This window comes from Tepidicaulis sp. (assembly GCF_965222285.1).
In the GTDB taxonomy this organism is placed as follows: domain Bacteria; phylum Pseudomonadota; class Alphaproteobacteria; order Parvibaculales; family Parvibaculaceae; genus Tepidicaulis.
In genome coordinates, this window is sequence record NZ_OZ244942.1 from 788,727 (window position 1) to 808,952 (window position 20,226).

Consider the following 20,226-nt stretch of genomic DNA (forward strand, 5'->3'; position numbering starts at 1 on the left):
TCACTTTTTGGTGCCGCCGTTTTTCGGTGACGGGCGGCTCAATGGTCGTTTTCCGGATCGAGCAATTTATGCAGATGCACGATGAAATAGCGGGTGCGGGCGCTATCCACGTTTTTCTGGGAAACGTCCTTCCAGGCATTATAGGCGCTGGCATAGTCGGGATAGATGCCCACCACGTCGAGCTTGCTCACATCCTCGAACGTCACCCCTTGCAGGTCCGACAACTCGCCGCCGAAAACGAGATGGAGAAGCTGTTTGTTGTCGCTCATGAAAGAACCTCGCCGGTCATCTGAAGGAGAGCGCTGAATTTACCATGTTTGCGCGGGACTGGCATCCGGCATTCGCCTGAACTTGCGCTCTTGGAGGGATAGGCCCTTCGCCTTAAGGAAGCGTGATATTGTCGGTCCGTGCAATGATCGCCTGATAAAGGGCGGGGCCGGCGGCGATGAAGCTGCGGTGCTTCGTGTCTTCCCGGTTATAGATGAGCGGGGCGCCCTGATGATCGGTGATCTTGCCGCCTGCTTCATGGATCAAGAGATCGGCGGCGGCAATGTCCCAGTCGTTCTTGCGGTTGAGCGCCATGGCCGCATCGGCCTGGCCGCAGGCGACAAGCGCGAGGCGGTAGGCAACGGAATTGCGGTCCACGATCTCCATCTCCGGCCAGGGCTCGCGCCAGGCCGGGTGCTTGAACATCGGCCCGAAGGCGGCCATGCGGCAGCCGTCTATCACGTCGCAGGCGCTCACCTGAATGGGCGCGCCGTTGAGCCGTGCGCCGCCGCCCGACACCGCCTCGAAAAACTCGTCCATGGCCGGGTTGAAGACCGCGCCGAGAATGGGCCGGCCTTCTTCCACCAGCGCGCCGCAAATCGTGAAATGCGGTTTGCCTTTGATGAAGGCGCGGGTGCCGTCGATGGGATCGATGACCCAGACCCGCGACCGCGTCAGGCGGCGCGCATCGTCTTCGGTTTCCTCCGAAAGCCAGCCATAACCCGGCCGTGCCTCTTGCAGCCGCTCGGCAAGCAGCGCATTGACCGCCAAATCGGCCTCGCTGACGGGATCGCCCTTGCTCTTTTCCCAATGTTTGGCATCGGCCTTGTAATAGGTCAGCGCCAAGGCGCCGGCCTCGCGCACGGCTTTGCATAAAAGCGCGTGATCCTTAGCCCGATCGCTCGTTGCCGTTTGTTGATCAGTTCCCGGCAACGGTCATTCCTTCGATGCGCAGGGTCGGCGCGTTCATGCCGTAGCGGAAGGTGAGATCGCTGGCAGGGGTCAGGTTCGCGAACATCTCTTTCAGATTGCCGGCAACGGTGATCTCGCTCACCGGATAGGCAAGCTTGCCCTTCTCGATCCAGAAGCCCGATGCGCCGCGGCTATAATCGCCGGTGACGCCATTGACGCCCATGCCGATCATCTCGGTCACATAAAGCCCGCTTTCGATATCGCCGATAAGCTCTTCGGGCGAAAGCGTGCCTGCTTCCATATAAAGATTGGTCGGGCCGGGCGAGGGCGGCGCGCCCGTGCCGCGGCTTGCATGGCCCGTGCTTTTCAGCCCGAGCTGCTTGGCGGTGGAAATGTCGAGGAGCCAGGTTTTCAAAACCCCGTCTTCGACGATGGCCTGCCGCGTGGTTTGAACGCCTTCCCCGTCGAAAGGCTTGGAGCGCAACCCGCGTTTTTTCAAAGGATCGTCGATAATGCGCACGCCCCCCGCGAAGACGGCTTCGCCCATTTTCTTCTGCAAAAAGCTCGTGCCCCGCGCAACGCTTGCCCCGGAAATCGCCCCGGCGAAATGGCCGAGCAGGCCGTTGCTGACACGCGGATCGTAGACGATGGGCACGGCCTGGGATTTGACCTTGCGCGCGCCGAGCCGGCGCACGGCTTTTTCGCCCGCGCGCTTGCCGATTTCTTCCGCCGCTTCCAGGTCTTCCAGAAACCGGGCAGAGGAAAAATCATAATCCCGTTCCATCGCCGTGCCTTCTCCGGCAAGAACGGAAGCGGAAAGCGAATGTGTGCTGCCCGTATAAGAGCCGGTAAAGCCTGCGCTTGTGGCAAGATAGACGGAGCCGCGCCCGAAGCTTGCCCCGGCGCCGCTCGAATTCGTCACGCCTTTCACGGCAAGCGCGGCCTCTTCCGCGCGCAGCGCCGTCTCCATCAAGGTTTCGGCGGGCACATCGCTCCCGTCGTCGAGCTCAAGATCGGGGAAGCTCGTGGCCAGAAGCTCCTTGCCTGCAAGTCCGCAATAAGGATCGGGCGGGGCGACCTTGGCCATGGCGACGGCGCGCTCGGTCAGCGCGCTCAAGGTCTCGGGCAGAAAATCGGTGGACGAGACGACCGCCTGGCGCTCGCCCACGAAAACCCGCAGGCCGAGATCGCGCCCTTCCGAGCGTTCGATGTCTTCTGCCTTGCCAAGCCGGCAAGAGGCGGAAAGGGAGGTGCTTTCGAAGAGAACGGCCTCGGCGGCATCCGCGCCGGCTGCGCGGGCGGCTTTGACCAGATGGTGAACGATGTCGAGAGGCGGTGTGGACATGAAAGCTCCTGAGAAGGGGGCCGGACGAAATGGCCCCCGTCCTTATATAGGGCGGGGGCCGGGTTTCAAAATCGGGCGCTTGAAACGCCGTTCTGGCGCGCCAGATAGGGCGGGCACTCAGATAAAAGCGTAGTACAGGCAGGCAAGCCCGGCGACGAGCAGCGCCACCCAGGTCAAAAGCGTGCCGACAAGGCGCGGCGGTGAGCTTTCAGAGGTGCGCGAGACGCCGATCGCATGCAGAAGGCGGCCGAGCGTCAACAACACGCCGATCCCGTGAATGACCCAGATCGAGGCGCCGAGCGAGGCGACGACGAGCAGGCCGATCAGGCCGATGGGCGTATATTCCACATTGGTGATATGGGCGCGGCTCGCATTATAAAGCGCGCTGTCTTCGCCCGTACCGGTCGCGATTTTGGACCGCACCCGGTTCGATGAAACGCGGTAGGCCAGAATGAGATTGAGAAGAATGTTGAGCCCAGCATAAAGGCCGAGCATCTGCAATGCATAAGCTGTCATGATGTCCCTCCCGGAGAAATCTCCGTCCCCTTGCGCCCGGCGCTGTCACCGGGCTGATTCGTTTGTGCCACGATAAAGTTTATCATGGCGGGGCTTGGGGCGGAGGGGGCCAAGGAGGGAGTATGAAACGGATCGCGGTGCATGTGGGCGATATTACCCGCCTCGACGTCACGGCCATTGCCAATGCGGCCAACCGCTCGCTTCTGGGCGGCGGCGGGGTGGATGGGGCCATTCACCGGGCCGCGGGGCCAAAGCTTCTGGAAGAATGCCGCGGCCTTGGCGGCTGTGAGACGGGCGGCTGCAAGCTGACGGCGGGCTATGGGCTGCCCGCTTCTTATATTCTTCACTGCGTTGGGCCCGTCTGGCAGGGCGGGGACGCAGGGGAAGCGGCGCTTCTTACAAGCTGTTATGAAAAGGCGCTGGCGATTGCCGATGAGCGGCGCTTCGCTTCGCTCGCCTTTCCCGCCATCTCCACGGGAGTTTACGGCTTTCCAGTGGAAAAAGCCGCGCTCATCGCCGCCCACGCCGTCGCCGGGCATTTGGAGCGGTCGGACTTTCCGGAAAAGGTGCTGCTCGTCTGTTTCGATGAGGCATCGGCCAAGGTTTACCGCGAGGCGGTGGCCGGCCTCTAAGCCCCCGGAAAATCGGGAAAAATTTGCAAATCGGCGAAAAAGTTAACTCCTCGCAAACCTTGCCTGCCTAGGCTGGAGGCATGAGCGATTGGTGGACGAAAAACATGACACGGGCCGGGGCCCGCCGGAATTGGCGCGATGGTGAAATCGACGCCGATCCCTACCTCATGCCCGCTTACACGGCAGGGCCCGCGCAGGATCTGCCGCGCCGCGCCGCCGGCTTCATCCGCTATGCGGCGATCTACCGGGACATGGTGACGGTGAACGATTCATCGCCGCTTTTTGGTGTCTGGACCTGGCGGGAAAGCATCCGCGCCTATAAGGGTGTGTCGATCCGCGTGGCTTACCGGCGCGGGGACACGAAAGAGCCCGTCATCATCGTCGAGCTCATTCATCCAGATGCAGCCAAAAACGTGCTGCTTCATGTGTCTTTCGACGGGGCCGACGCTTCGGCGCGCTGGCGCTCCTGGTCGAAGGAGCTCGGTCTTCCCGCGCTCGTGGAAGACAGAAGCGGGGAAACCCGCCTTGCCGATCCCAAACTTGGCGGCGTCTTTCTCGGCGAACCGCAGCCGCATAAAGGGGCAAGCGCGCTTTCCGCCCGCCGCCCCCTTTCCTTCGGCTATACCGGCCGCGGGCGCTATTGGCCCGACCGTCTGGTGACCGGCGCCCGCCCGCACGCTTACTAAGCCGATTTACTCCTTACGCGACTTTCGTGAAATCCGGCGCGCGTTTTTCGGCGAAGGCGGAGGCCGCTTCGGCGAATTCGGCCGTTTGCAGCTGCGCGCCGAAGATCTTGCTTTCCGCATCCATGCGTGTGGCGATCTCGGCAAGTTCGCCCCGGGCAAGTTTCTTCGTGGCTTTGACCGCGCCCGGCGCTTTGGCGGCAAGGGCGCTGGCGGCGGCGCGGGCGGTTTTCATCAGCTCCGCGTCCGGCACCGTGGCCGCGACGAGGCCGATGCGTTCGGCTTCTGCCGCCCCGACTTTGCGCCCGAGAAGGAACATCTCATTTGCCTTTTGCGTGCCGATGGCGCGCGGCAAGAGGAGGCTGGAGGCGGCTTCCGGCACAAGGCCGAGATTGACGAAAGGCGTCTGGAATGTTGCGGCCTCACCTGCATAAACAAGATCGCAGTGCAAAAGCATGGTCACGCCGACACCGATGGCAAGCCCGTTCACCGCGGCGATGAGCGGTTTTTCACAATAAAGAATGGCTTTGAGATACCGCGCGACAGGCGGCTCGCCCTCGCGCGGCGCGCTGCCCGCGCCGGCAAAATCGGCAATGTCGTTGCCTGCGGTAAAAGCATCGCCCGCGCCGGTCAGCAGAATGACGCGCACATTCTTGTCGTCCTGCGCGGCGTTGATGGCATCGGCGGCTGCGCCATACATCGCCTGCGTCAGCGCGTTTTTCTTTTCCGGCCGGTTGAAGGTCAGGGTCAAAATGCCGTCGCTGAGCTCCTGGCTCAAATGCTCACAGACCTGCGTCATGGGCGTACTCCTTAAGCTGAGGGGGAAGAAAGAGCGGCGGGCAGCGGCGCGCTTTTGCCGCCGCTCCCGCGTTCGATAATGGAAAGAAGAAAGGTTTCGATGAGCCGGGCTTCCTCATCGCTGAGCCCTGCCAGAAGCTCGGCATTGGCTTTTTGAACTTCCGGCCCGCCTTTTTTGACGAGGCGTTTGCCTTCGCCGGTGATGAAAAGCCGCGTAGCGCGCCCGTCTTCGGCATCCGCCATACGCCGCACGAGGCCTGCTTTTTCCAGCCGCTGCGCCAGCGTCGTCACCGCCGAGCGGTTCATGCGCATGGCACCCGCCAGATAACTCATCAGACAGCCGTCGTTTGCCTTGATGATGAAAAGCGCGCTCATCTGCACCGAGCTGATGCCGAGCTTTTCCATCAGCTTGCGGTCCGCTTCCTTGAAAAGCGTGTGATGCGCCAGATGCATCAGATGAAAAAGGCGGGGCGGGCTCAAGCGGCGCTCCATTTAATTCACGTATGAAGTAAATGGTACATAGGTGAATTAAATGGAGGAGTCAATAGAGAGGGGAGCGCCTCATTTGTAAGTGCGGCCTGTCTCCGCGTTCAAATAGATGCGGTCGCGCCCGTCTCGGCAGTAGGTGAAGTAAGTCGGTGGGCTGGTTTTCTTGGTGGATTTAACCCACCCGCCCATATCCAAGAAGTCCTTTTCTGTGCAGGTGCCAGCGCTAATCAGTTTCAGAGCGGCGCCAGCGAAGATCTTTCTATGCGCTTGGAAGTCATCTGATTTGGCGACCAATTTTTCCGCACCCGAGGCCCCGAGCCCTGGATCACTGGGGCGAGTCGACGAAAGGTGCTCTTTAGCCACCCATTCAGCCAGCTTTCCTTCTGTAATGCCGTTGTCTGGCGAACACGTGTCATTTCCCTCTTCGACGAATGAGCTGCGCCCATTGTTGCATGCGCCATCGTAGAATTTTGAAATGCGAACCCATCCATCTTTTTCTTCGTGTACTTGGACTTTTTCGCGAAAAAGAAGTTTGCCCACAATGCCGCATTCTTCAGAAGGGCAGGTTCGGCGGTTCAGTTCGTTCGCGGTCACCCAAAAATCGTCTCCAGCGAACGCTGGTTTGATAGCAGCGGCCATGAGCAAAGCTAAGATCGATATTCTCATCCAATGAAGCCGCTTATGAGGTGTGCTAACAGTGATTGTGGTTCAAATAGTAGACGGGTTACTAATCGTCGAACAAGTGCCACCGCGCCCAGCGCCCGTGGAAATCGGCGCGGCCGATTTCGGTGTCGATACCCTGCGGCCAGAGGCGGAGGCGAAGGGCGGCGGAGCTTGTGTCTTTCGCATCGGCTTCCATGGAAAACCAGGCAAGAGGCGCATCATTACTCGCCTGCTTCGCTACGCCTTCCATAATCTTTTCGATCTCAGCTTTCGTTTTCTGCGGCAGGTATTGCCAGACGATAGTGTGGAAGAGAAGCCGCACGCGGCCGCTCTTACCGGGCGTTGAAAAATGCTCTGCGATCCATGCCGCCGCATCCGCTCTTTCCGCCTCAAGGCCCGCTTCAGCGGTCGCTTGCAACGCGGCTTCTATCCGCGCAAGGCGTGCCGTCTGATCCGGCCAAATGTAGGAGAGCAGGCGTTCGCGCGCCTTAACATCCGAGGCGGGCAGGGGATTGAGATCGCAGCCCCGGCGCGCGCCGATTTTAAGCGGGGCGCCGAGCGGCGGCAGCGGCCCTTCCCAGCGCGAGGTGACGGTGACGGGCAAGGCGCCGTCCCGACGGCGCATGCCTTCCGGCGTTTCAAGCTCGTAAGCATAGCGGTCGAAGGAAAGATTGAGCGCCGCGCTGGCACCGATCTCGTAAATGTCGAGGGGCAGGCGGGTTTTCTCGGCGATATGAAGCGCCCCGCCGAGCAGTGCGCTTGAGCGGGAGACTTCATTCGTCTGCGGCGCGCTTTCAAGCCAGGCCGTGAGGAAAGCGTCTTCCGCTTCTATCGCCGCCTCAAGCGCGGACTTGAGCGCAGCATCGTCTACGCTCATTGGCGGATAGACCTTTTGCAGCACAGCGCTGCCCGCACGCAGCAAGGCATGGAAAGCCCCTGCCGTACGCAGCGCCAGGGCATCGGCGGCAGGATCGCGTCCTTCTTCCGTGCTCCAGCCCAACACCTTCGCGCCAAAGGCGCTCTTGCGGCTCAAAAGCGAAGGAAGCAGGCGGCAGACCCGCCCGGTGAAGGGCGAGCCGAGCGCCTCGCAAGCCGCAGCCTGCTTGGCGAAATGCTCCGGCACGGAAAGGTGCTCTTTGTTTTTGTTGCTATCCAAAGCCGTACTCATGCGGCCTCCCCCGGTTCCCGGCCGATGTAAAGCGAGGCGGGGCGGATGAGACGGCCGATGCGCTGCTGTTCCAGTGCATGGGCCGTCCAGCCGACGATCCGGCCCATGGCAAAAAGAGGCGTGAAAGCGCTGCGCGGCATGGCAAGCCCGTCGAGCAGCATGGCCGTGTAGAATTCCACATTCGTTTCAAGCGGCCTGTCGGGTTTGCGCGCTTTGAGGGCGGCAAGGGCGGCTTTTTCGACGGCCCGGGCAAGCGCCAATTTCTCGCCCAAAGGCTTCAGCTTTTCGAGCGCGGCTTTGAGCACATCGGCGCGCGGGTCGCGCACTTTATAAATGCGGTGGCCGAAGCCCATCAGCCGTTCGCCTTTGCCAAGGGCATCCGCGATCCAGCTTTCCGCCCGCTTCGGCGTGCCGATCGCATCGAGCATATTGAGAACGGGTTCGGGCGCGCCGCCGTGAAGCGGCCCGGTGAGCGCGGCATAAGCGCCGAGCGCGGCCCAGTCGATGCCGGCCTGTGTGGAGGCGATGACGCGGGCAGTGAAGGTCGAGGCATTCATGCCGTGATCCATCACCGTGACAAGATAGGTGGTGAGCGCTTCTTCTCTCGCAGGCGCGGGTGTTTCCCCTGTCAGTATGCGGAGGAAGTCGGCGACATGGCAGGCGCTTGCATCGGGCGCAAGCGGGGCTTTGCCTTCCTGCACGCGCAGAGCGGCGGCAAGAATGACGGGCACCGCGCCGGTGACGGCAAGATGCGGCGCGCTCTTGCCGCTGCCTTTCATCGCGGCAAGGCCGAGGCGCAGCGCTTCAGAGGTGCTTAAGCCTTCAAAGGCGGGAAGGAGCGGGGTCAGGCGCGCGAAAGCCTCCTCCCGCGCGTTACCCAGTGCGGCGCGGACCGCTTCGGCGCTTTCCGCCGGGCGGGCCTGAGCCTCGCCCCAGAAAGTTGCTGCCGCGCTTTCGAATGTGTGGGCGGCGGCGAAATCCTTCAGATGCGCGCCGCAGAGAATGAGCTGGCCCGCCTGGCCGTCGACTCGGCTCAGCGCCGTTTCGGCGGCGGGAATGCCTTCAAGCCCGGTAAGCGGGGAGGCGGATGAGAGGTGCGTGTTCATGAAACCCTCCATGAGTGGCAGTGCGCCGGAACGACCGGCTGCTTGCCATCAAATCTGGGAGGGTTTATTGATATGATCAATCTTGATTAAGCTAATCAATATAAAGATTTCTACGATGAGCGCTGACAGCCCGGAAGACTCGGTCCTTTATCTCTCTGCCCGCGAGGCGGCGGCGGAGCTCGGCGTCTCGCCCGCCACGCTTTATGCCTATGTCAGTCGGGGGATGATCCGCTCCGAGCCTGTGCCCGGCGCGCGGGCGAAGCGCTACCGGGCCGAGGATGTGCGCGCCCTAGCCGAGCGGCGCGCCCCGCCTGGCAAGGCGGAAAAGCGCCCGCGCCATGTCGCCCCTTTCTCCGCCGCCCAGCCCGTGCTCGCCTCCGAAATCTCGCTCATCGCCGAAGGCGGGCTTTATTACCGGGGCGTCGATGCGGGCGAGCTTGCCCGTCATGCGAGCCTTGAAAGCGCAGCGGGTCTGCTCTGGCAGACGGCCGATTACGATGCTTTCGCCAAGGACAACCTGCCGCCGGATGTGCCGGTGCTGAAGCTGCTGGCCGATGAGGCAAAAGACGCCCATCCCATCGACCGCTCGATGGCGGTGCTGGCGCTGGCGGGCGCGGCAGATGAAGGGGCCTATAACCGCACCGACCAGGGCCTTGCCCTTGCCGCCGCCCGCATCACGCGGCTTATGGCGGCGCTCGTCTCCGGCGGGCCGCTTTCATCGCGCCCCATTCACGATCAGTTCGGCGATGCCTGGGGGCTCGATGAAAAAGGCCGCGCGCTCGTGCGCATGGCGCTGGTGCTGCTCGCCGATCATGAGCTCAATGCTTCCACCTTCACGCTGCGCTGCGCGGTTTCCACAGGCGCGAGCCTTTATGACGGCACCATTGCCGCGCTCGCCGCGCTCAAAGGCCCGCTGCATGGCGGGGCTTCGGCGCGCGCCGCGCTGCAATTGCAAAAGCTGATGAAAAGCGGCGAGGTCTTGAGCGAAATCCGCGAGCAGGCGGCGGCGGGCGAGCGCTTTGCCGGTTTCGGCCACACCATCTACCGGGGCTGGGACCCGCGCGCCAAAGTGCTGCTCGAGGCGGTAGAAGAAAAACTCGGCGAAACCTTCTTCACCCGCGAAGTGCCCGCCTATGTGCAAAAGGCCGTGGGCGTTGCGCCCAATATCGATTACGGCCTTGCCATCCTTACCCATCTTTTGAAGCTGCCCGCCCTTGCCGGCATTGGCCTTTTCGCGGTGGGCCGCTCCATCGGCTGGGCCGCCCATGCGCGCGAGCAAATGCGTGAGCGCACCCTCATCCGCCCCCGCGCCCTTTACACCGGCCCTGCGCCGAAAGGGTGAGAATTACGAAGGGCGCGCCACGAGCTGCCAGACAGCGGTGTTTTTCACATCGAGGTCTTCTAGGCGCCGGTCGGTTTTGACTGCATAGGCGATGAGCTTGTCGATGTTTTCTTTGGGAAGGTACGTGCGGCCCGGATCACCGATCAGGACCTGCTTGCCTTCGCGCATCAGCCCGCGCAGCCAGGCCTCGATGCGGCCCGCAAGCGGCTGCTCGTAGCACATGTCGCCGACCAGCACGGTGTCCCAGTCCGCGCAAGGCGTGCCGACGAGATCTGCGCGGGTGGCGGTGAGCGTAACGCCGTTCGCTTTTGCATTGAGCCGGATCGCTTCATAGGCAAAGACGTCGATATCGGCGGCGAGCACTTCCGCCGCGCCCGCCTTCAGCGCGGCGATGGCGCACAGGCCGGAGCCCGAGCCGAAATCGAGCACGCGTTTGCCGCGCACGGTTTCCGGATGATCAAGAATATAGCGCGAGACCGCTTGCCCGCCTGCCCAGGCGAAAGCCCAGAAGGGCGGCGGCAGCCCGCGCTCGGCCAGCTCTTCTTCCGTCAACTCCCACAGCGGCAGGCAGTCGCTTGCCAGATGCAGCGTGACTTCCGGGATCAGCGGCGGGGTGAGCAGTTCCGTCTCGCGCAAAATAAAAGCGGCGGGATCGCCAATCCGTCCCGCCGCTGGTTCTGTGTCTTGTTCGGCCTCAATTGGCACTTGAAAATCCTTCATCGAACGTGCCGGCCACCCGGCGGCGCGCATTATGCACGAGTTTGCCCGGCCCGTCTTCGTCATCGGGGCGCGAGGTCGCCATGCGCAGCACTTCGAGGTAGTTCTTCTTGCTTTCCATCTTATCGCCATAGCCATTGGCGATGAGATAGGCGCGTGTCTTGGGCAGGTTGTAGCAGGGCACCCACATCAAAAGGTGATGCTCGACGTGGTAATTCACCCAGTAAGGCGCAATGAAGGCGCGCGCCAGGGGGCTTGCCAGCGTCGTGCGGGCCTGACGGAAAGGATCGTCATTGTCCGGCACCATGGCGTGCTCGGCAATGTTGCGCACCCGCGTGATCGCCATATGCCAGGTGAGAAGCGGCAAGACCCAGAGCGCGAAATAAAGATACCAATGCCCGCTTGCTGCCAGAATGGCAAAGAGGATGGCCTGGGCAAGCGTGGCGCGGCCGAGCTTGTTCCAGTAATGGAGAGCGCGGTCCTTTGCGCTCATGTCCATGCCCTGTTTGCCGAGGGCGAGCGCATTCATGATCTGCGATTTGCGCTGCTGGTAGCCCGTCTGGCCCGTCAGATCACGGATCATTTTGCGCCGGAAGCTCTTCTTCGTAATGGGGAAGGGCGCGGAGAGAATGAGGTCCGGGTCGTTTTCCTGCTGCGTGTTCATATGGTGCTGCAGGTGATAGCGCCGGTAAGCCATGGTTTCCGCGCCCATGGGGTAAGCACAGAGCCATTGGCTGAGAAACATATTGAGCTTCGGGTTTTCCGTCAGGTTCCCGTGCGCCCCGTCATGCATGAGGATGGCAAGGCCGAGCTGGCGCGCGCCGATCAGCATCACCGCAAGCAGGAAGGTGAGGGGGTTGGGCATCCAGACGAAAAGCGCCATGGAGCCGAAGATCACGCCCCAGGCATGAAGGACGAGCCAGATGCCGCGCAGGTTCGAGCGCTCGCGCACTTCGGCAAGCTGGGAGGGGCTCAAAAGCTCGCTGGTATTGATGCGTGCCGTGCTCATGCTGTCACCCTTTGATCCTTGGCAAGGCCCTGGCCGGTCATCTTGCCCTGATAGCCGACCGCCTGCAGGCAGAATTGTACGATAGCGTCGATAACGTGATCGCCGTTGCCGTCAAGCTCGTGACTTTCAGGCGCGAGCGGGCCGATCAGTGCGGAGGGTACGGCGCCGGCAATGCAGGTGGCTGCAAGGCGCGCATCCGCCACTTCGAAGCTTCCCTCTTCCAGCCCGTCCTGAATGACGCGGGTGAAAATATCGGCATGGGTGCGCCGGAAGCGCCAGCGCTCTTCGGCAATGGCATTGTCCACGGGCTCGGCGAGCAGCGCATAGGCAAGCCTGCGCCCGCGAATGGCCCGGGTGGCGAACGTGCGCACCACTTGTTCAAGGCGCGTCGGGGCCGGGGCGGTTTTGGAGGCGATGGCGTTCAAAATGCTCATCTCGCGGGCCGAAACCTCGCGGAAGACCTGCAGGCAAAGCTCGTCCTTGGCCGAGAAATAGCGGTAGAGCGTGCCCGTGGCGAGGCCCGCCCGTTCGGCGACCGGTGCCATCTGAGCGCTGGCAAAGCCGCCTTCCAGCACGAGTTCGCGGGCGGCATTGATGATCCGCCGCCGGTTTTCCGCAAGCCGCTGAGCGACCGCCTCGGTTCTGCGATAAGCCAAGACTGAACCTCCATTCACCTAAAATCCGGTGAATGGTAGTTCGCTTGAATAAAAATGGCAATAAATGAAACGAGGTTCACTGTTCGGGCATGGAAAACCCCGGCTCAGATGTGAACCGGGGTTCAGGATTATATGCCCATGGGGGCGAAGGCAGCCCGGAAAGGGCGGCGATCAGTCGGCGGCAAGGGCGGGGATAAACCCGGCCCCGTCTTCGCGCTGGGTCGCTTCGGTTTTGCCTTTGGGCGCGGCGTCGCGGTCTTGGGTGTCCGCGGCGGCCTGCCAATAGGGAAGGCCGGCAAAGAACCCGGCGGCGATGGCGGCGCCATGGAGCCATTCTCTGAACATGGCACACCTCTCTTTGATGATTTCTCGGAGCCGCTGGTTAGAGCGGCATGTTGCATTGCAGCATATAGGATGCACCGCAGCATTCCGCAAGGGTGGGCGCCTGCGGCATTTTCACCGGGTGGGCGTCCAGAGGTTAGAGAAGCGGCGGGCCGAGGCTGCCCGCGATAATGGCAATGAAGACGATGATGCCGAGATCGCGGTTGGAGCGGAAAAGCGCCAGGCAGCGCGCGCCATTGTCGATATCGAGCCGGGTGATCTGGCGGAAGAGATGCCAGATGGCAAAGCCGATCACGAGATAAAAGCCCGCGCCGAGCCCGGCCAGAAGCCCCACCCCGATGAAGGACAGCGCGGTGATGCCGTAAAAGAGCCAGAGCCAGGGCTTGGTGCGCGCGCCGAATTTCAGGGCGGTGGATTTCAGCCCGAGCAGCGCATCGTCCTCCCGGTCCTGATGCGCATAGATCGTGTCATAGCCGATGGTCCAGGCAATGGCCCCGGCAAAGAGCACGGCCGGGGCAAGGGCGAGGGAGCCCGTCACCGCCGCCCAGCCCATCAGCGCCCCCCAGTTCATGGCAAGCCCCAGCACGATCTGCGGCCAATAGGTGATGCGCTTCATGAAGGGATAGACGGCAATGATGCCGAGCGAGGCGATGCCGAGGCCGATGGTGAAGGGATTGAACTGGATGAGCACCAGAAAGCCGGTCAGCGAGAGAAGCACCGCGAAAGTGACGGCGGCTTTCGGGCTCACCGCGCCGGACGGGATGGGCCGCGAGCGCGTGCGTGCCACCGAGCCGTCAATGTCCCGGTCGACAAAGTCGTTATAGGTACAGCCCGCCCCGCGCATGACGATGGCGCCGAGCGCAAAGAGAAAAAGAAACCAGGGATCGGGAAAGGTGCCGAGCGGGCGCCCGTCCTGCAAGGTGCCCGTCGCCTGCGTCGCCAGCGCCGCCGACCACCAGCAAGGCCACATCAAAAGCCAGGAGCCGATCGGCCGGTCCGCCCGCATCAGCCGCAAATAGGGCCGGGTAGCGCGCGGCGCCCAGCGGTCCACCCAGTTTGCGGGCATGGCATCGGCGACGGCCTGATCGGCGTTTCGGGAAGGCTCGGCATTCTGCGTCATGGCGTGGGCAGGTTCCTGTCGTTGCAATGCGCCCCGATCTATAGCATGCCAGAGAAAAGAAACGAGTGTTGCGGGCCCGCCTGGAGGTCCTTTGGGCGCGGAAGGATGGTGATGGAAAAAAGCGAAGGCGTCGAGCGCGCGGCGGAGCGCTGCGCCACCGGCAAGACCCGGCTTTATGTGACGGCGGATCTGGCCGCGGGCGCGCCCGTGGAGCTCAGCCGCGATCAGGCCCATTACCTTTTAAATGTGCTGCGCCTGAAAGAAGGCGCGCCCATTCTCGCTTTTAACGGGCGGGACGGGGAGTGGCTCTGCGCGCTTTCGGACGTGCGCAAGAAGGCGGCAAACCTTTTGCCCGAGCGCATGACCCGCGCCCAGGAAAGCCTGCCCGATATCTGGCTGCTTTTCGCGCCGGTAAAAAAAGCCCGGCTCGATTACATGGTCCAAAAGGCCGCCGAAATGGGCGCCGGCGTCATTCAGCCCGTCATGACCCGCTTCACGAATGTGGCCCGGGTGAAAGAAGAACGCATCGAGGCCAATTTGATCGAGGCGGCCGAGCAATGCGGTCTGCTTGCCGTGCCCGAATTCCGCGAGCCCCAATCGCTTGAAAAACTGCTGGACGGCTGGAGCGGGCAGGCCCCGGCGCGGCGCATTCTTTTTTGCGATGAAAGCGCGCCTCCCGGCAGCGCGCTTGCCCAGCTTGAAGGCGAGCGCGGCAAGGGGCCTTTCGCGCTTCTCATCGGCCCGGAAGGCGGTTTTGCGCCGGAAGAGCGCGAGCGGCTTCTGGGGCGGGAGGATACCTGCGCCCTCTCGCTCGGGCCGCGAATCATGCGGGCGGACACCGCCGCTGTCGCCGCTCTTGCCGCGGTGCAACTTGTCCTTGGCGACTGGCGCGGCGATGATGGCTAGGGGCCGGCAGCACGCAGCGCTCACCGCAGGGTTCACAATTCCCCGAGGCCGGGCGATTTAACCTTGTTTCGTGTAGGGGCTGGCCTTACATGAGCGCAACTGGCCGGAAGGGGCAGAAAGACCCCGCGGCGCTTCACGGTGGAAGGGCGTTCAGATGAGCATTTTGGTGGCAGGGCCCGAGCCCATTACAAGCCGTGATGATTTGGTGAATTACCTCGCCTCCGGCGAGAAACCGAAAAGCGATTGGCGCATCGGCACCGAACACGAGAAATTCTCCTTCCGCCTGAAAGATCATACTGCCGTCCCTTATGGCGGCCCGGACGGCATCCGCGCCATGCTGGAAGGTCTGCAGCGTTTCGGCTGGCAGCCGGTCATGGAAGGCGAGACGCTGATCGGTCTCGTTTGCGAGGAAGGCTCGGGCGCCAATATCTCGCTCGAGCCCGGCGGCCAGTTCGAGCTTTCCGGCGCGCCGATGGAAGTGCTGCATCAGACGTGCGGCGAAGTGCACGATCATCTCGCCCAGGTGAAGGAAGTGGGCGACGAGCTCGGCATCGGCTTTCTGGGGCTCGGCTTCACGCCCGACTGGTCCCGCGCCGACATTCCCCAAATGCCCAAGGGCCGCTACGGCATCATGACGCGCTATATGCAGAAGACCGGCAAGATGGGTCTCGACATGATGTACCGCTCCTGCACGGTGCAGGTGAACCTCGATTTTTCCTCCGAAGCCGACATGGTCAAAAAGCTGCGCGTCTCGCTGGCGCTGCAGCCCATCGTCACCGCGATTTTCGCCAATTCTCCGTTCACGGAAGGAAAACCCAACGGCTTCCTTTCCATGCGCTCGGAGGTCTGGAAAGACACGGACGGCGACCGAACCGGCATGCTGCCTTTCGTTTTCGAAGACGGGTTCGGCTATGAGCGCTATGTCGATTACGCGCTCGATGTGCCGATGTATTTCGTTTACCGGGACGGCACCTATCACGATGTGACGGGACTTTCCTTCCGCGATTTTCTGGACGGCAAGCTGAAAGGTTTTGAAGGAGAAGTGCCGACCATCGGCGATTGGTCGAACCATCTCACGACGCTTTTCCCCGAAGCGCGGATCAAGAAGTATATGGAAATGCGCGGCGCCGATGCCGGACCCTGGAGCCGCATCTGCGCGCTGCCCGCGATCTGGGTGGGCGTGCTTTACGATGGCGGCGTGCTCGATGCCGCCTGGGATATGGTGAAGGATTGGACCGCCGAAGAACGCCAGCGCCTGCGCGATGAGGTGCCGAAACTCGGCCTCAAAACCCCGTTCCGCGGCGGCACGGTGCAGGACCTCGCCCGCCGGATGCTCGATCTGGCCCAGGAAGGCCTGAAGCGGCGCGGGGCAGGGGACGGCACCGGCGCGGATGAGCGCATCTTCCTGTCATCGATCGAAGAGATCGTCGAGAAGGGCAAGACCCCCGCCGAAGAATTGCTCGATCTTTATCACGGCCGCTGGAACGGCACCGTCGCCCCCATCTATGATGAGTTCGCATTTTAAGTGGGCTCGTGAAGCTTCTTTTTCTTTTCGTCATACCCCGCCTTATGCAGGGCATCCACGGGTGCTTGCCACGAAGGCCACGGCTAAGTTTGCGTGGATGGCCCGGTCAAGCCGGGCCATGACGATATAGAGGCAAGTGGAAGACAGCTTGCCCCACCATCTTGCTGCCGACATCCATCCCGACAAGGAAGATTGGCAGCCGGGCTGGGTGCTGATTGGTGAAGAAACCATGTGCAGGGGGAAACTCTGCTGCTCCGTTGCGAGAATGTTGCCGGGTAGTGGCCTTAACGCCCCTGCATCTTGAGCGCTGCGACAACCATTTCATGGATCGATGGTTCGTCCGGTGACCGGTTTTCTTTCAACCTTTCCGCATTGGAAAGATCGAACCAGCCGCAAGCGTCCACCTTGCCCTCTTCGAGTTTTGGGCAGGTCAAGTCGCCTTCAACTTCGGTAATGAAAACGAGCTCGCGCACGCGGATAACGCCGCCCGGCGTTTCTTCGTCCCATTCGTGTTGATAGGCGAGCGCTCCGATACGAGTGACATGCCAGCCCGTTTCCTCAAGGACTTCACGCCGCAGGCACTCTTCGAGTGTTTCGCCAGGCTCTACATGGCCGCCCAGAATATCCCACCGGCCCGGAAAGAGTTTGCGCGTTAGAGAGCGGCGTTGGCAGAAGATTTGTCCCTTGTCGTTGAAGACGAGTGCACCCGCGCACAGGCTCAAGCCTTCAGCTTCCGCTTCGCGTTGAAGCGCGGAGAGATCGATCATCCCGCCGCTGTGCCGCCGACGGTCAGGCCATTGAGGCGCAGGGTCGGCTGGCCGACGCCGACGGGCACGCCCTGACCTGCCTTGCCGCAGGTGCCGATACCGGGATCGAGTTTCATGTCGTTGCCGATCATGGAGACTTTCGTCAGGCAGTCCGGCCCGTTGCCGATGAGCGTTGCCCCTTTTACCGGGGCGCCGATCTTGCCGTTCTCGATCATATAGGCCTCGGTGCAGGAGAAGACGAACTTGCCGCTCGTGATATCGACCTGCCCGCCACCGAAGGAAACGGCATAAAGGCCTTTCTTCACGGAGCTGATAATTTCGCCCGGGTCTTTGTCGCCGCCCAGCATGTAAGTGTTGGTCATGCGCGGCATGGGCTGGTGAGCATAAGATTCGCGCCGTCCGTTCCCCGTCGCCGCCATGCCCATGAGGCGGGCATTCATGCGGTCCTGCATATAGCCTTTCAGGATGCCGTCTTCGATGAGCACGGTCTTGGAAGTGGGGGTGCCTTCATCGTCGATGGTAAGCGAGCCGCGCCGGTCCGAGATCGTGCCGTCATCGACGACCGTGACGCCGGGGGCGGCAACGCGCTCACCCAGCAGCCCGGCAAAGGCGGAGGTCTTTTTGCGGTTGAAATCGCCCTCAAGCCCGTGGCCGATCGCTTCATGCAGGAGAATGCCCGGCCAGCCCGCGCCCAGCACCACGTCCATTTCACCGGCAGGGGCGGGCACGCTCTCAAGGTTGACGAGCGCCTGGCGCAGCGCTTCATCGACATTCGCCTGCCAGCTTTCGGGCGCAAGATAAGCGGCATAGCCGGTGCGTCCGCCCACGCCGTAGGAGCCTGATTCCTGGCGGTCCCCGTCACCCACGACGACGGAGACATTCATGCGCACGAGCGGGCGCACATCGCGGATCGAGGTGCCGTCGGCGCGGATGATTTCCACCACCTGCCATTCACCAGCCAGCGAGCAGGAAACCTGGCGCACGCGTTTGTCCTTGGCGCGGGCATAGGCATCTACTTCCTGGAGGAGTTTCACTTTCTCCTCGAAGCTCTGTTCGCCGAGCGGGTTGCCGTCGCCGTAGAGTTTGACGTTGGTGGCTTTCGGTCCCTCGGCGAGCGTGCCGGCATAGCCGCGTTTCACCGCCTGCACCGCGTCGGCGGCGCGGGCGAGCGCGTCTTCGGAAAAATCGGCGGAATGGGCATAGCCCGTCGCCTCGCCTGCCACGGCGCGCAGGCCGAAGCCCTGATTGGTGTCGAAATTGGCGGTCTTGAGCCGGCCGTCATCGAAGCCCAGCGCCTCGGAGACTTTATATTCAAGGTAAAGCTCGCCGTCGTCGCTGTCCGCCAGCGCCTTGCCGACCGTGCTTTCCACTTTCGCGCGGTCGAGGCCGGTCTTCTGGAAGAAAAATTCACTGTCGGTCATGGGGCGTCTCTTTACGTGTGAGGGGGCGTTGGGCCTTAAGGGCGCTTGAGCGAATATTGGGGGATATCAGGCTTTCAGCCATTCTTCCACCGGCACCAGACGGCCGGGCAGGCCCGAAAGGTCGCAGGGCACGATGAGCGGGGCGCAGCTGTAAAGCGGGTACTGCTTTACCTTGAGCGAACGCAGATCGACGAGATAGACCCCGTTGATCCGTCCGAACCAATCGTCCCATTCACCGAATCCCCAATTCTCCCAGCCGCGCGGCGGCGCATTGGTGATGTCGTCGACGGCGCCGGGATGGGCGCTGCAAAAGCCGACCACGCAGCGGCCGGGATGTTTGGGATCGAGATATGGGGCAGCTTCGCTGACCAAATCCGGCGCCGCCGCCCCTTCATGGGCAAGATGCACCCCTGCCGAGATGTGGCGGCCATAATGAAAATGAATCAGCGCTTCGTCCCGCATGCCTGCCGCTCCGCTTGGCTCTTATCTGTTACGGATGAGTCTAGAACGGATTGGGGATAAAAAAACCCCCGTTATTTTAGGGGTTTAGAGGGACCGGGTGGGCGCGCAGGGTGAGCGTGCCGGTTCACGCCGGGCAGAATTGTGGCAAAAGGTCGCGGCGGGCGGTGCCCGTGTCCTCTGCCTCTTTCAGCGGACTATACTCCCCTCCGACTCAAGGGGTGCTATAAGCACGGGGGAGATGAGGCGCGCGGGCAGCCTGTCCGGGCGATATTTTCTGTCTCATGGCTTGCGGCGCGCCTCGGTTTGTGATTTTTGACGCATAAATGCGCCGTATCCGGCGGCAGGTCCCTTTGGCAATGGCCGGGCGGACCCGGCCGGGGCAAACGGCGCACCCGCGCGGGAACCGGCGGCAGACCGGCAACCCGCGGCAGACGGGTGAGACGGGAATCGACTGTCCGCCCCCGTTCGCGGGGTGGGGCAAACAAGGAATGGGCATGAGGATGCGGGTACTTACTCTTCTCGGGGCACTTGTGGCAGGCGCGCTGGCACTGGTGGATATGGGGTCCATGGCGGCATTCGCGGATCAGCCGCATGAATGGCAGATGGGCTTTCAGCAGGCGGCAACGCCGATCATGGAGCAGCTGACCTGGTTCGATAACATGCTGCTTTATATCATCACCGCCATTTCGCTCTTCGTTCTGGCGCTCCTCCTGATCGTGATGGTGCGCTTCAACGCCAAGTCGAACCCGGAACCCTCCACGACGACGCATAACACGCTGATCGAAGTGGCCTGGACGATCATTCCGGTGCTGATCCTCGTGACGATCGCCATTCCGTCCTTCCGCCTCCTTTACAATCAGGTCGTGGTGCCGGAAGCCGATGTGACGATCAAAGCGACGGGCTATCAGTGGTACTGGGGGTACGAGTACCCGGACCATGGCGGCATGATCTATGACGCGCTGATGGTCGAAGACGGCGATCTGAAGGAAGGCCAGCCGCGCCTTCTGGAAACCGACACCGAAGTCGTCGTGCCGGTGAACAAGGTCATCCGCCTGCAGGTAACGGCAGCCGACGTGATCCATGCCTGGGCCATTCCCGCTTTCGGCGTGAAGATCGACGCGGTGCCCGGCCGTCTTAATGAGACCTGGTTCAAGGCAACCAAGACCGGCACCTATTACGGCCAGTGCTCGGAGCTTTGCGGCATCCGCCACGCTTTCATGCCCATAAAGGTGCGTGTGGTGACGGAAGAAGAATTCGCGTCCTGGACCGAATGGGCGCAGCAGGAATATGCAGGCGTGGACACGAACGTGTCCGTGGCGTCCGCAGAACAATCGTCGGACGCGCGGCGCTAAGCCCGGGCCCGGATAACATCAGTATTTG

General features: G+C 62.3%; 23 protein-coding genes. 6 read left to right on the forward strand and 17 right to left on the reverse strand.

From position 1 onward, the window contains the following. Window positions 1-38: 38 nt before the first annotated feature. The 4 genes from ACOQOT_RS03690 to ACOQOT_RS03705 all read right to left on the reverse strand — a co-directional run bounded on the left by ACOQOT_RS03690 (window position 39) and on the right by ACOQOT_RS03705 (window position 3,040). Entirely contained in the window at window positions 39-269 is a 231-nt protein-coding gene (locus ACOQOT_RS03690) for a DUF4170 domain-containing protein (RefSeq protein ID WP_420561028.1), read from the reverse strand. A gap of 112 nt (window positions 270-381) precedes the next feature. Beyond that, window positions 382-1,200, reverse strand: a complete 819-nt coding sequence (locus tag ACOQOT_RS03695) for a 3'(2'),5'-bisphosphate nucleotidase CysQ (protein WP_420561029.1) — start codon at window positions 1,198-1,200, stop codon at window positions 382-384. Continuing rightward, a complete protein-coding gene (locus tag ACOQOT_RS03700) occupies window positions 1,187-2,524 on the reverse strand; it encodes a TldD/PmbA family protein (RefSeq protein ID WP_420561030.1) in 1,338 nt (445 codons plus the stop codon). The genes ACOQOT_RS03695 and ACOQOT_RS03700 overlap by 14 nt, the downstream gene beginning before the upstream one ends. Before the next feature lie 117 nt (window positions 2,525-2,641). Then, complete coding sequence (locus ACOQOT_RS03705) at window positions 2,642-3,040, reverse strand: MAPEG family protein (RefSeq protein ID WP_420561031.1); 399 nt, start codon at window positions 3,038-3,040, stop codon at window positions 2,642-2,644. A gap of 122 nt (window positions 3,041-3,162) precedes the next feature. Between ACOQOT_RS03705 and ACOQOT_RS03710 the strand changes: the two genes are divergently transcribed. Further along, a complete protein-coding gene (locus tag ACOQOT_RS03710) occupies window positions 3,163-3,672 on the forward strand; it encodes an O-acetyl-ADP-ribose deacetylase (protein ID WP_420561032.1) in 510 nt (169 codons plus the stop codon). An 80-nt stretch (window positions 3,673-3,752) separates the two neighbouring features. Beyond that, window positions 3,753-4,358, forward strand: a complete 606-nt coding sequence (locus ACOQOT_RS03715; RefSeq protein WP_420561033.1) for a DUF6101 family protein — start codon at window positions 3,753-3,755, stop codon at window positions 4,356-4,358. A gap of 13 nt (window positions 4,359-4,371) precedes the next feature. Here ACOQOT_RS03715 and ACOQOT_RS03720 read toward each other — a convergent pair whose 3' ends face one another. The 5 genes from ACOQOT_RS03720 to ACOQOT_RS03740 form a co-directional block, all read right to left on the reverse strand. Then, window positions 4,372-5,154 carry an enoyl-CoA hydratase-related protein gene (locus ACOQOT_RS03720; RefSeq protein WP_420561034.1) on the reverse strand — a complete coding sequence of 261 codons (783 nt, stop codon included), beginning with the start codon at window positions 5,152-5,154 and terminating at the stop codon, window positions 4,372-4,374. Window positions 5,155-5,165: 11 nt separating this feature from the next. Continuing rightward, a complete protein-coding gene (locus ACOQOT_RS03725) occupies window positions 5,166-5,633 on the reverse strand; it encodes a MarR family winged helix-turn-helix transcriptional regulator (protein WP_420561035.1) in 468 nt (155 codons plus the stop codon). Window positions 5,634-5,714: 81 nt separating this feature from the next. Next, window positions 5,715-6,308 carry an SH3 domain-containing protein gene (locus tag ACOQOT_RS03730; RefSeq protein WP_420561036.1) on the reverse strand — a complete coding sequence of 198 codons (594 nt, stop codon included), beginning with the start codon at window positions 6,306-6,308 and terminating at the stop codon, window positions 5,715-5,717. 61 nt (window positions 6,309-6,369) lie between these two features. Then, window positions 6,370-7,473 carry a DUF2332 domain-containing protein gene (locus ACOQOT_RS03735; protein WP_420561037.1) on the reverse strand — a complete coding sequence of 368 codons (1,104 nt, stop codon included), beginning with the start codon at window positions 7,471-7,473 and terminating at the stop codon, window positions 6,370-6,372. After that, complete coding sequence (locus ACOQOT_RS03740) at window positions 7,470-8,579, reverse strand: citrate synthase (RefSeq protein ID WP_420561038.1); 1,110 nt, start codon at window positions 8,577-8,579, stop codon at window positions 7,470-7,472. Before ACOQOT_RS03740 ends, ACOQOT_RS03735 begins: the two co-directional genes overlap by 4 nt. A 115-nt stretch (window positions 8,580-8,694) precedes the next feature. Here ACOQOT_RS03740 and ACOQOT_RS03745 point away from each other — a divergent pair, with 115 nt between their 5' ends. After that, a complete protein-coding gene (locus ACOQOT_RS03745) occupies window positions 8,695-9,921 on the forward strand; it encodes a citrate/2-methylcitrate synthase (RefSeq protein WP_420561039.1) in 1,227 nt (408 codons plus the stop codon). A 3-nt stretch (window positions 9,922-9,924) separates the two neighbouring features. On the opposite strand, the gene ACOQOT_RS03750 is transcribed toward ACOQOT_RS03745, so the two are convergent. From ACOQOT_RS03750 to ubiA, 5 genes are all read right to left on the reverse strand, one after another. Continuing rightward, complete coding sequence (locus tag ACOQOT_RS03750; protein WP_420561040.1) at window positions 9,925-10,641, reverse strand: class I SAM-dependent methyltransferase; 717 nt, start codon at window positions 10,639-10,641, stop codon at window positions 9,925-9,927. Next, complete coding sequence (locus ACOQOT_RS03755) at window positions 10,616-11,647, reverse strand: fatty acid desaturase family protein (protein WP_420561041.1); 1,032 nt, start codon at window positions 11,645-11,647, stop codon at window positions 10,616-10,618. The genes ACOQOT_RS03750 and ACOQOT_RS03755 overlap by 26 nt, the downstream gene beginning before the upstream one ends. Then, window positions 11,644-12,303, reverse strand: coding sequence for a TetR/AcrR family transcriptional regulator (locus ACOQOT_RS03760; protein ID WP_045445235.1), 660 nt, complete (start codon window positions 12,301-12,303; stop codon window positions 11,644-11,646). The genes ACOQOT_RS03755 and ACOQOT_RS03760 overlap by 4 nt, the downstream gene beginning before the upstream one ends. A 171-nt stretch (window positions 12,304-12,474) precedes the next feature. After that, entirely contained in the window at window positions 12,475-12,648 is a 174-nt protein-coding gene (locus ACOQOT_RS03765) for a hypothetical protein (protein WP_420561042.1), read from the reverse strand. Window positions 12,649-12,781: 133 nt separating this feature from the next. Next, on the reverse strand, window positions 12,782-13,765 hold the full coding sequence (gene ubiA / locus ACOQOT_RS03770; protein WP_420561043.1) for a 4-hydroxybenzoate octaprenyltransferase: 984 nt from the start codon (window positions 13,763-13,765) through the stop codon (window positions 12,782-12,784). A 111-nt stretch (window positions 13,766-13,876) separates the two neighbouring features. Here ubiA and ACOQOT_RS03775 point away from each other — a divergent pair, with 111 nt between their 5' ends. Together ACOQOT_RS03775 and ACOQOT_RS03780 are read left to right on the forward strand one after the other, a co-directional pair. Then, window positions 13,877-14,671 carry a 16S rRNA (uracil(1498)-N(3))-methyltransferase gene (locus ACOQOT_RS03775; protein WP_420561044.1) on the forward strand — a complete coding sequence of 265 codons (795 nt, stop codon included), beginning with the start codon at window positions 13,877-13,879 and terminating at the stop codon, window positions 14,669-14,671. Between the two features lie 154 nt (window positions 14,672-14,825). After that, the gene (locus tag ACOQOT_RS03780; RefSeq protein ID WP_420561045.1) at window positions 14,826-16,196 is read left to right on the forward strand and encodes a glutamate--cysteine ligase; all 1,371 of its coding nucleotides are present in this window, start codon (window positions 14,826-14,828) and stop codon (window positions 16,194-16,196) included. Between the two features lie 284 nt (window positions 16,197-16,480). Here ACOQOT_RS03780 and ACOQOT_RS03785 read toward each other — a convergent pair whose 3' ends face one another. From ACOQOT_RS03785 to ACOQOT_RS03795, 3 genes are all read right to left on the reverse strand, one after another. Next, window positions 16,481-16,963 carry an NUDIX hydrolase gene (locus ACOQOT_RS03785; protein ID WP_420561046.1) on the reverse strand — a complete coding sequence of 161 codons (483 nt, stop codon included), beginning with the start codon at window positions 16,961-16,963 and terminating at the stop codon, window positions 16,481-16,483. Continuing rightward, entirely contained in the window at window positions 16,960-18,384 is a 1,425-nt protein-coding gene (tldD, locus tag ACOQOT_RS03790; RefSeq protein ID WP_420561047.1) for a metalloprotease TldD, read from the reverse strand. The genes ACOQOT_RS03785 and tldD overlap by 4 nt, the downstream gene beginning before the upstream one ends. A 66-nt stretch (window positions 18,385-18,450) precedes the next feature. Further along, complete coding sequence (locus tag ACOQOT_RS03795) at window positions 18,451-18,846, reverse strand: hypothetical protein (protein ID WP_045445241.1); 396 nt, start codon at window positions 18,844-18,846, stop codon at window positions 18,451-18,453. A gap of 494 nt (window positions 18,847-19,340) precedes the next feature. On the opposite strand from ACOQOT_RS03795, the gene coxB reads away from it, so the two are divergent. After that, window positions 19,341-20,198, forward strand: a complete 858-nt coding sequence (gene coxB / locus ACOQOT_RS03800; protein WP_420561048.1) for a cytochrome c oxidase subunit II — start codon at window positions 19,341-19,343, stop codon at window positions 20,196-20,198. The last annotated feature ends 28 nt before the right edge of the window (window positions 20,199-20,226 follow it).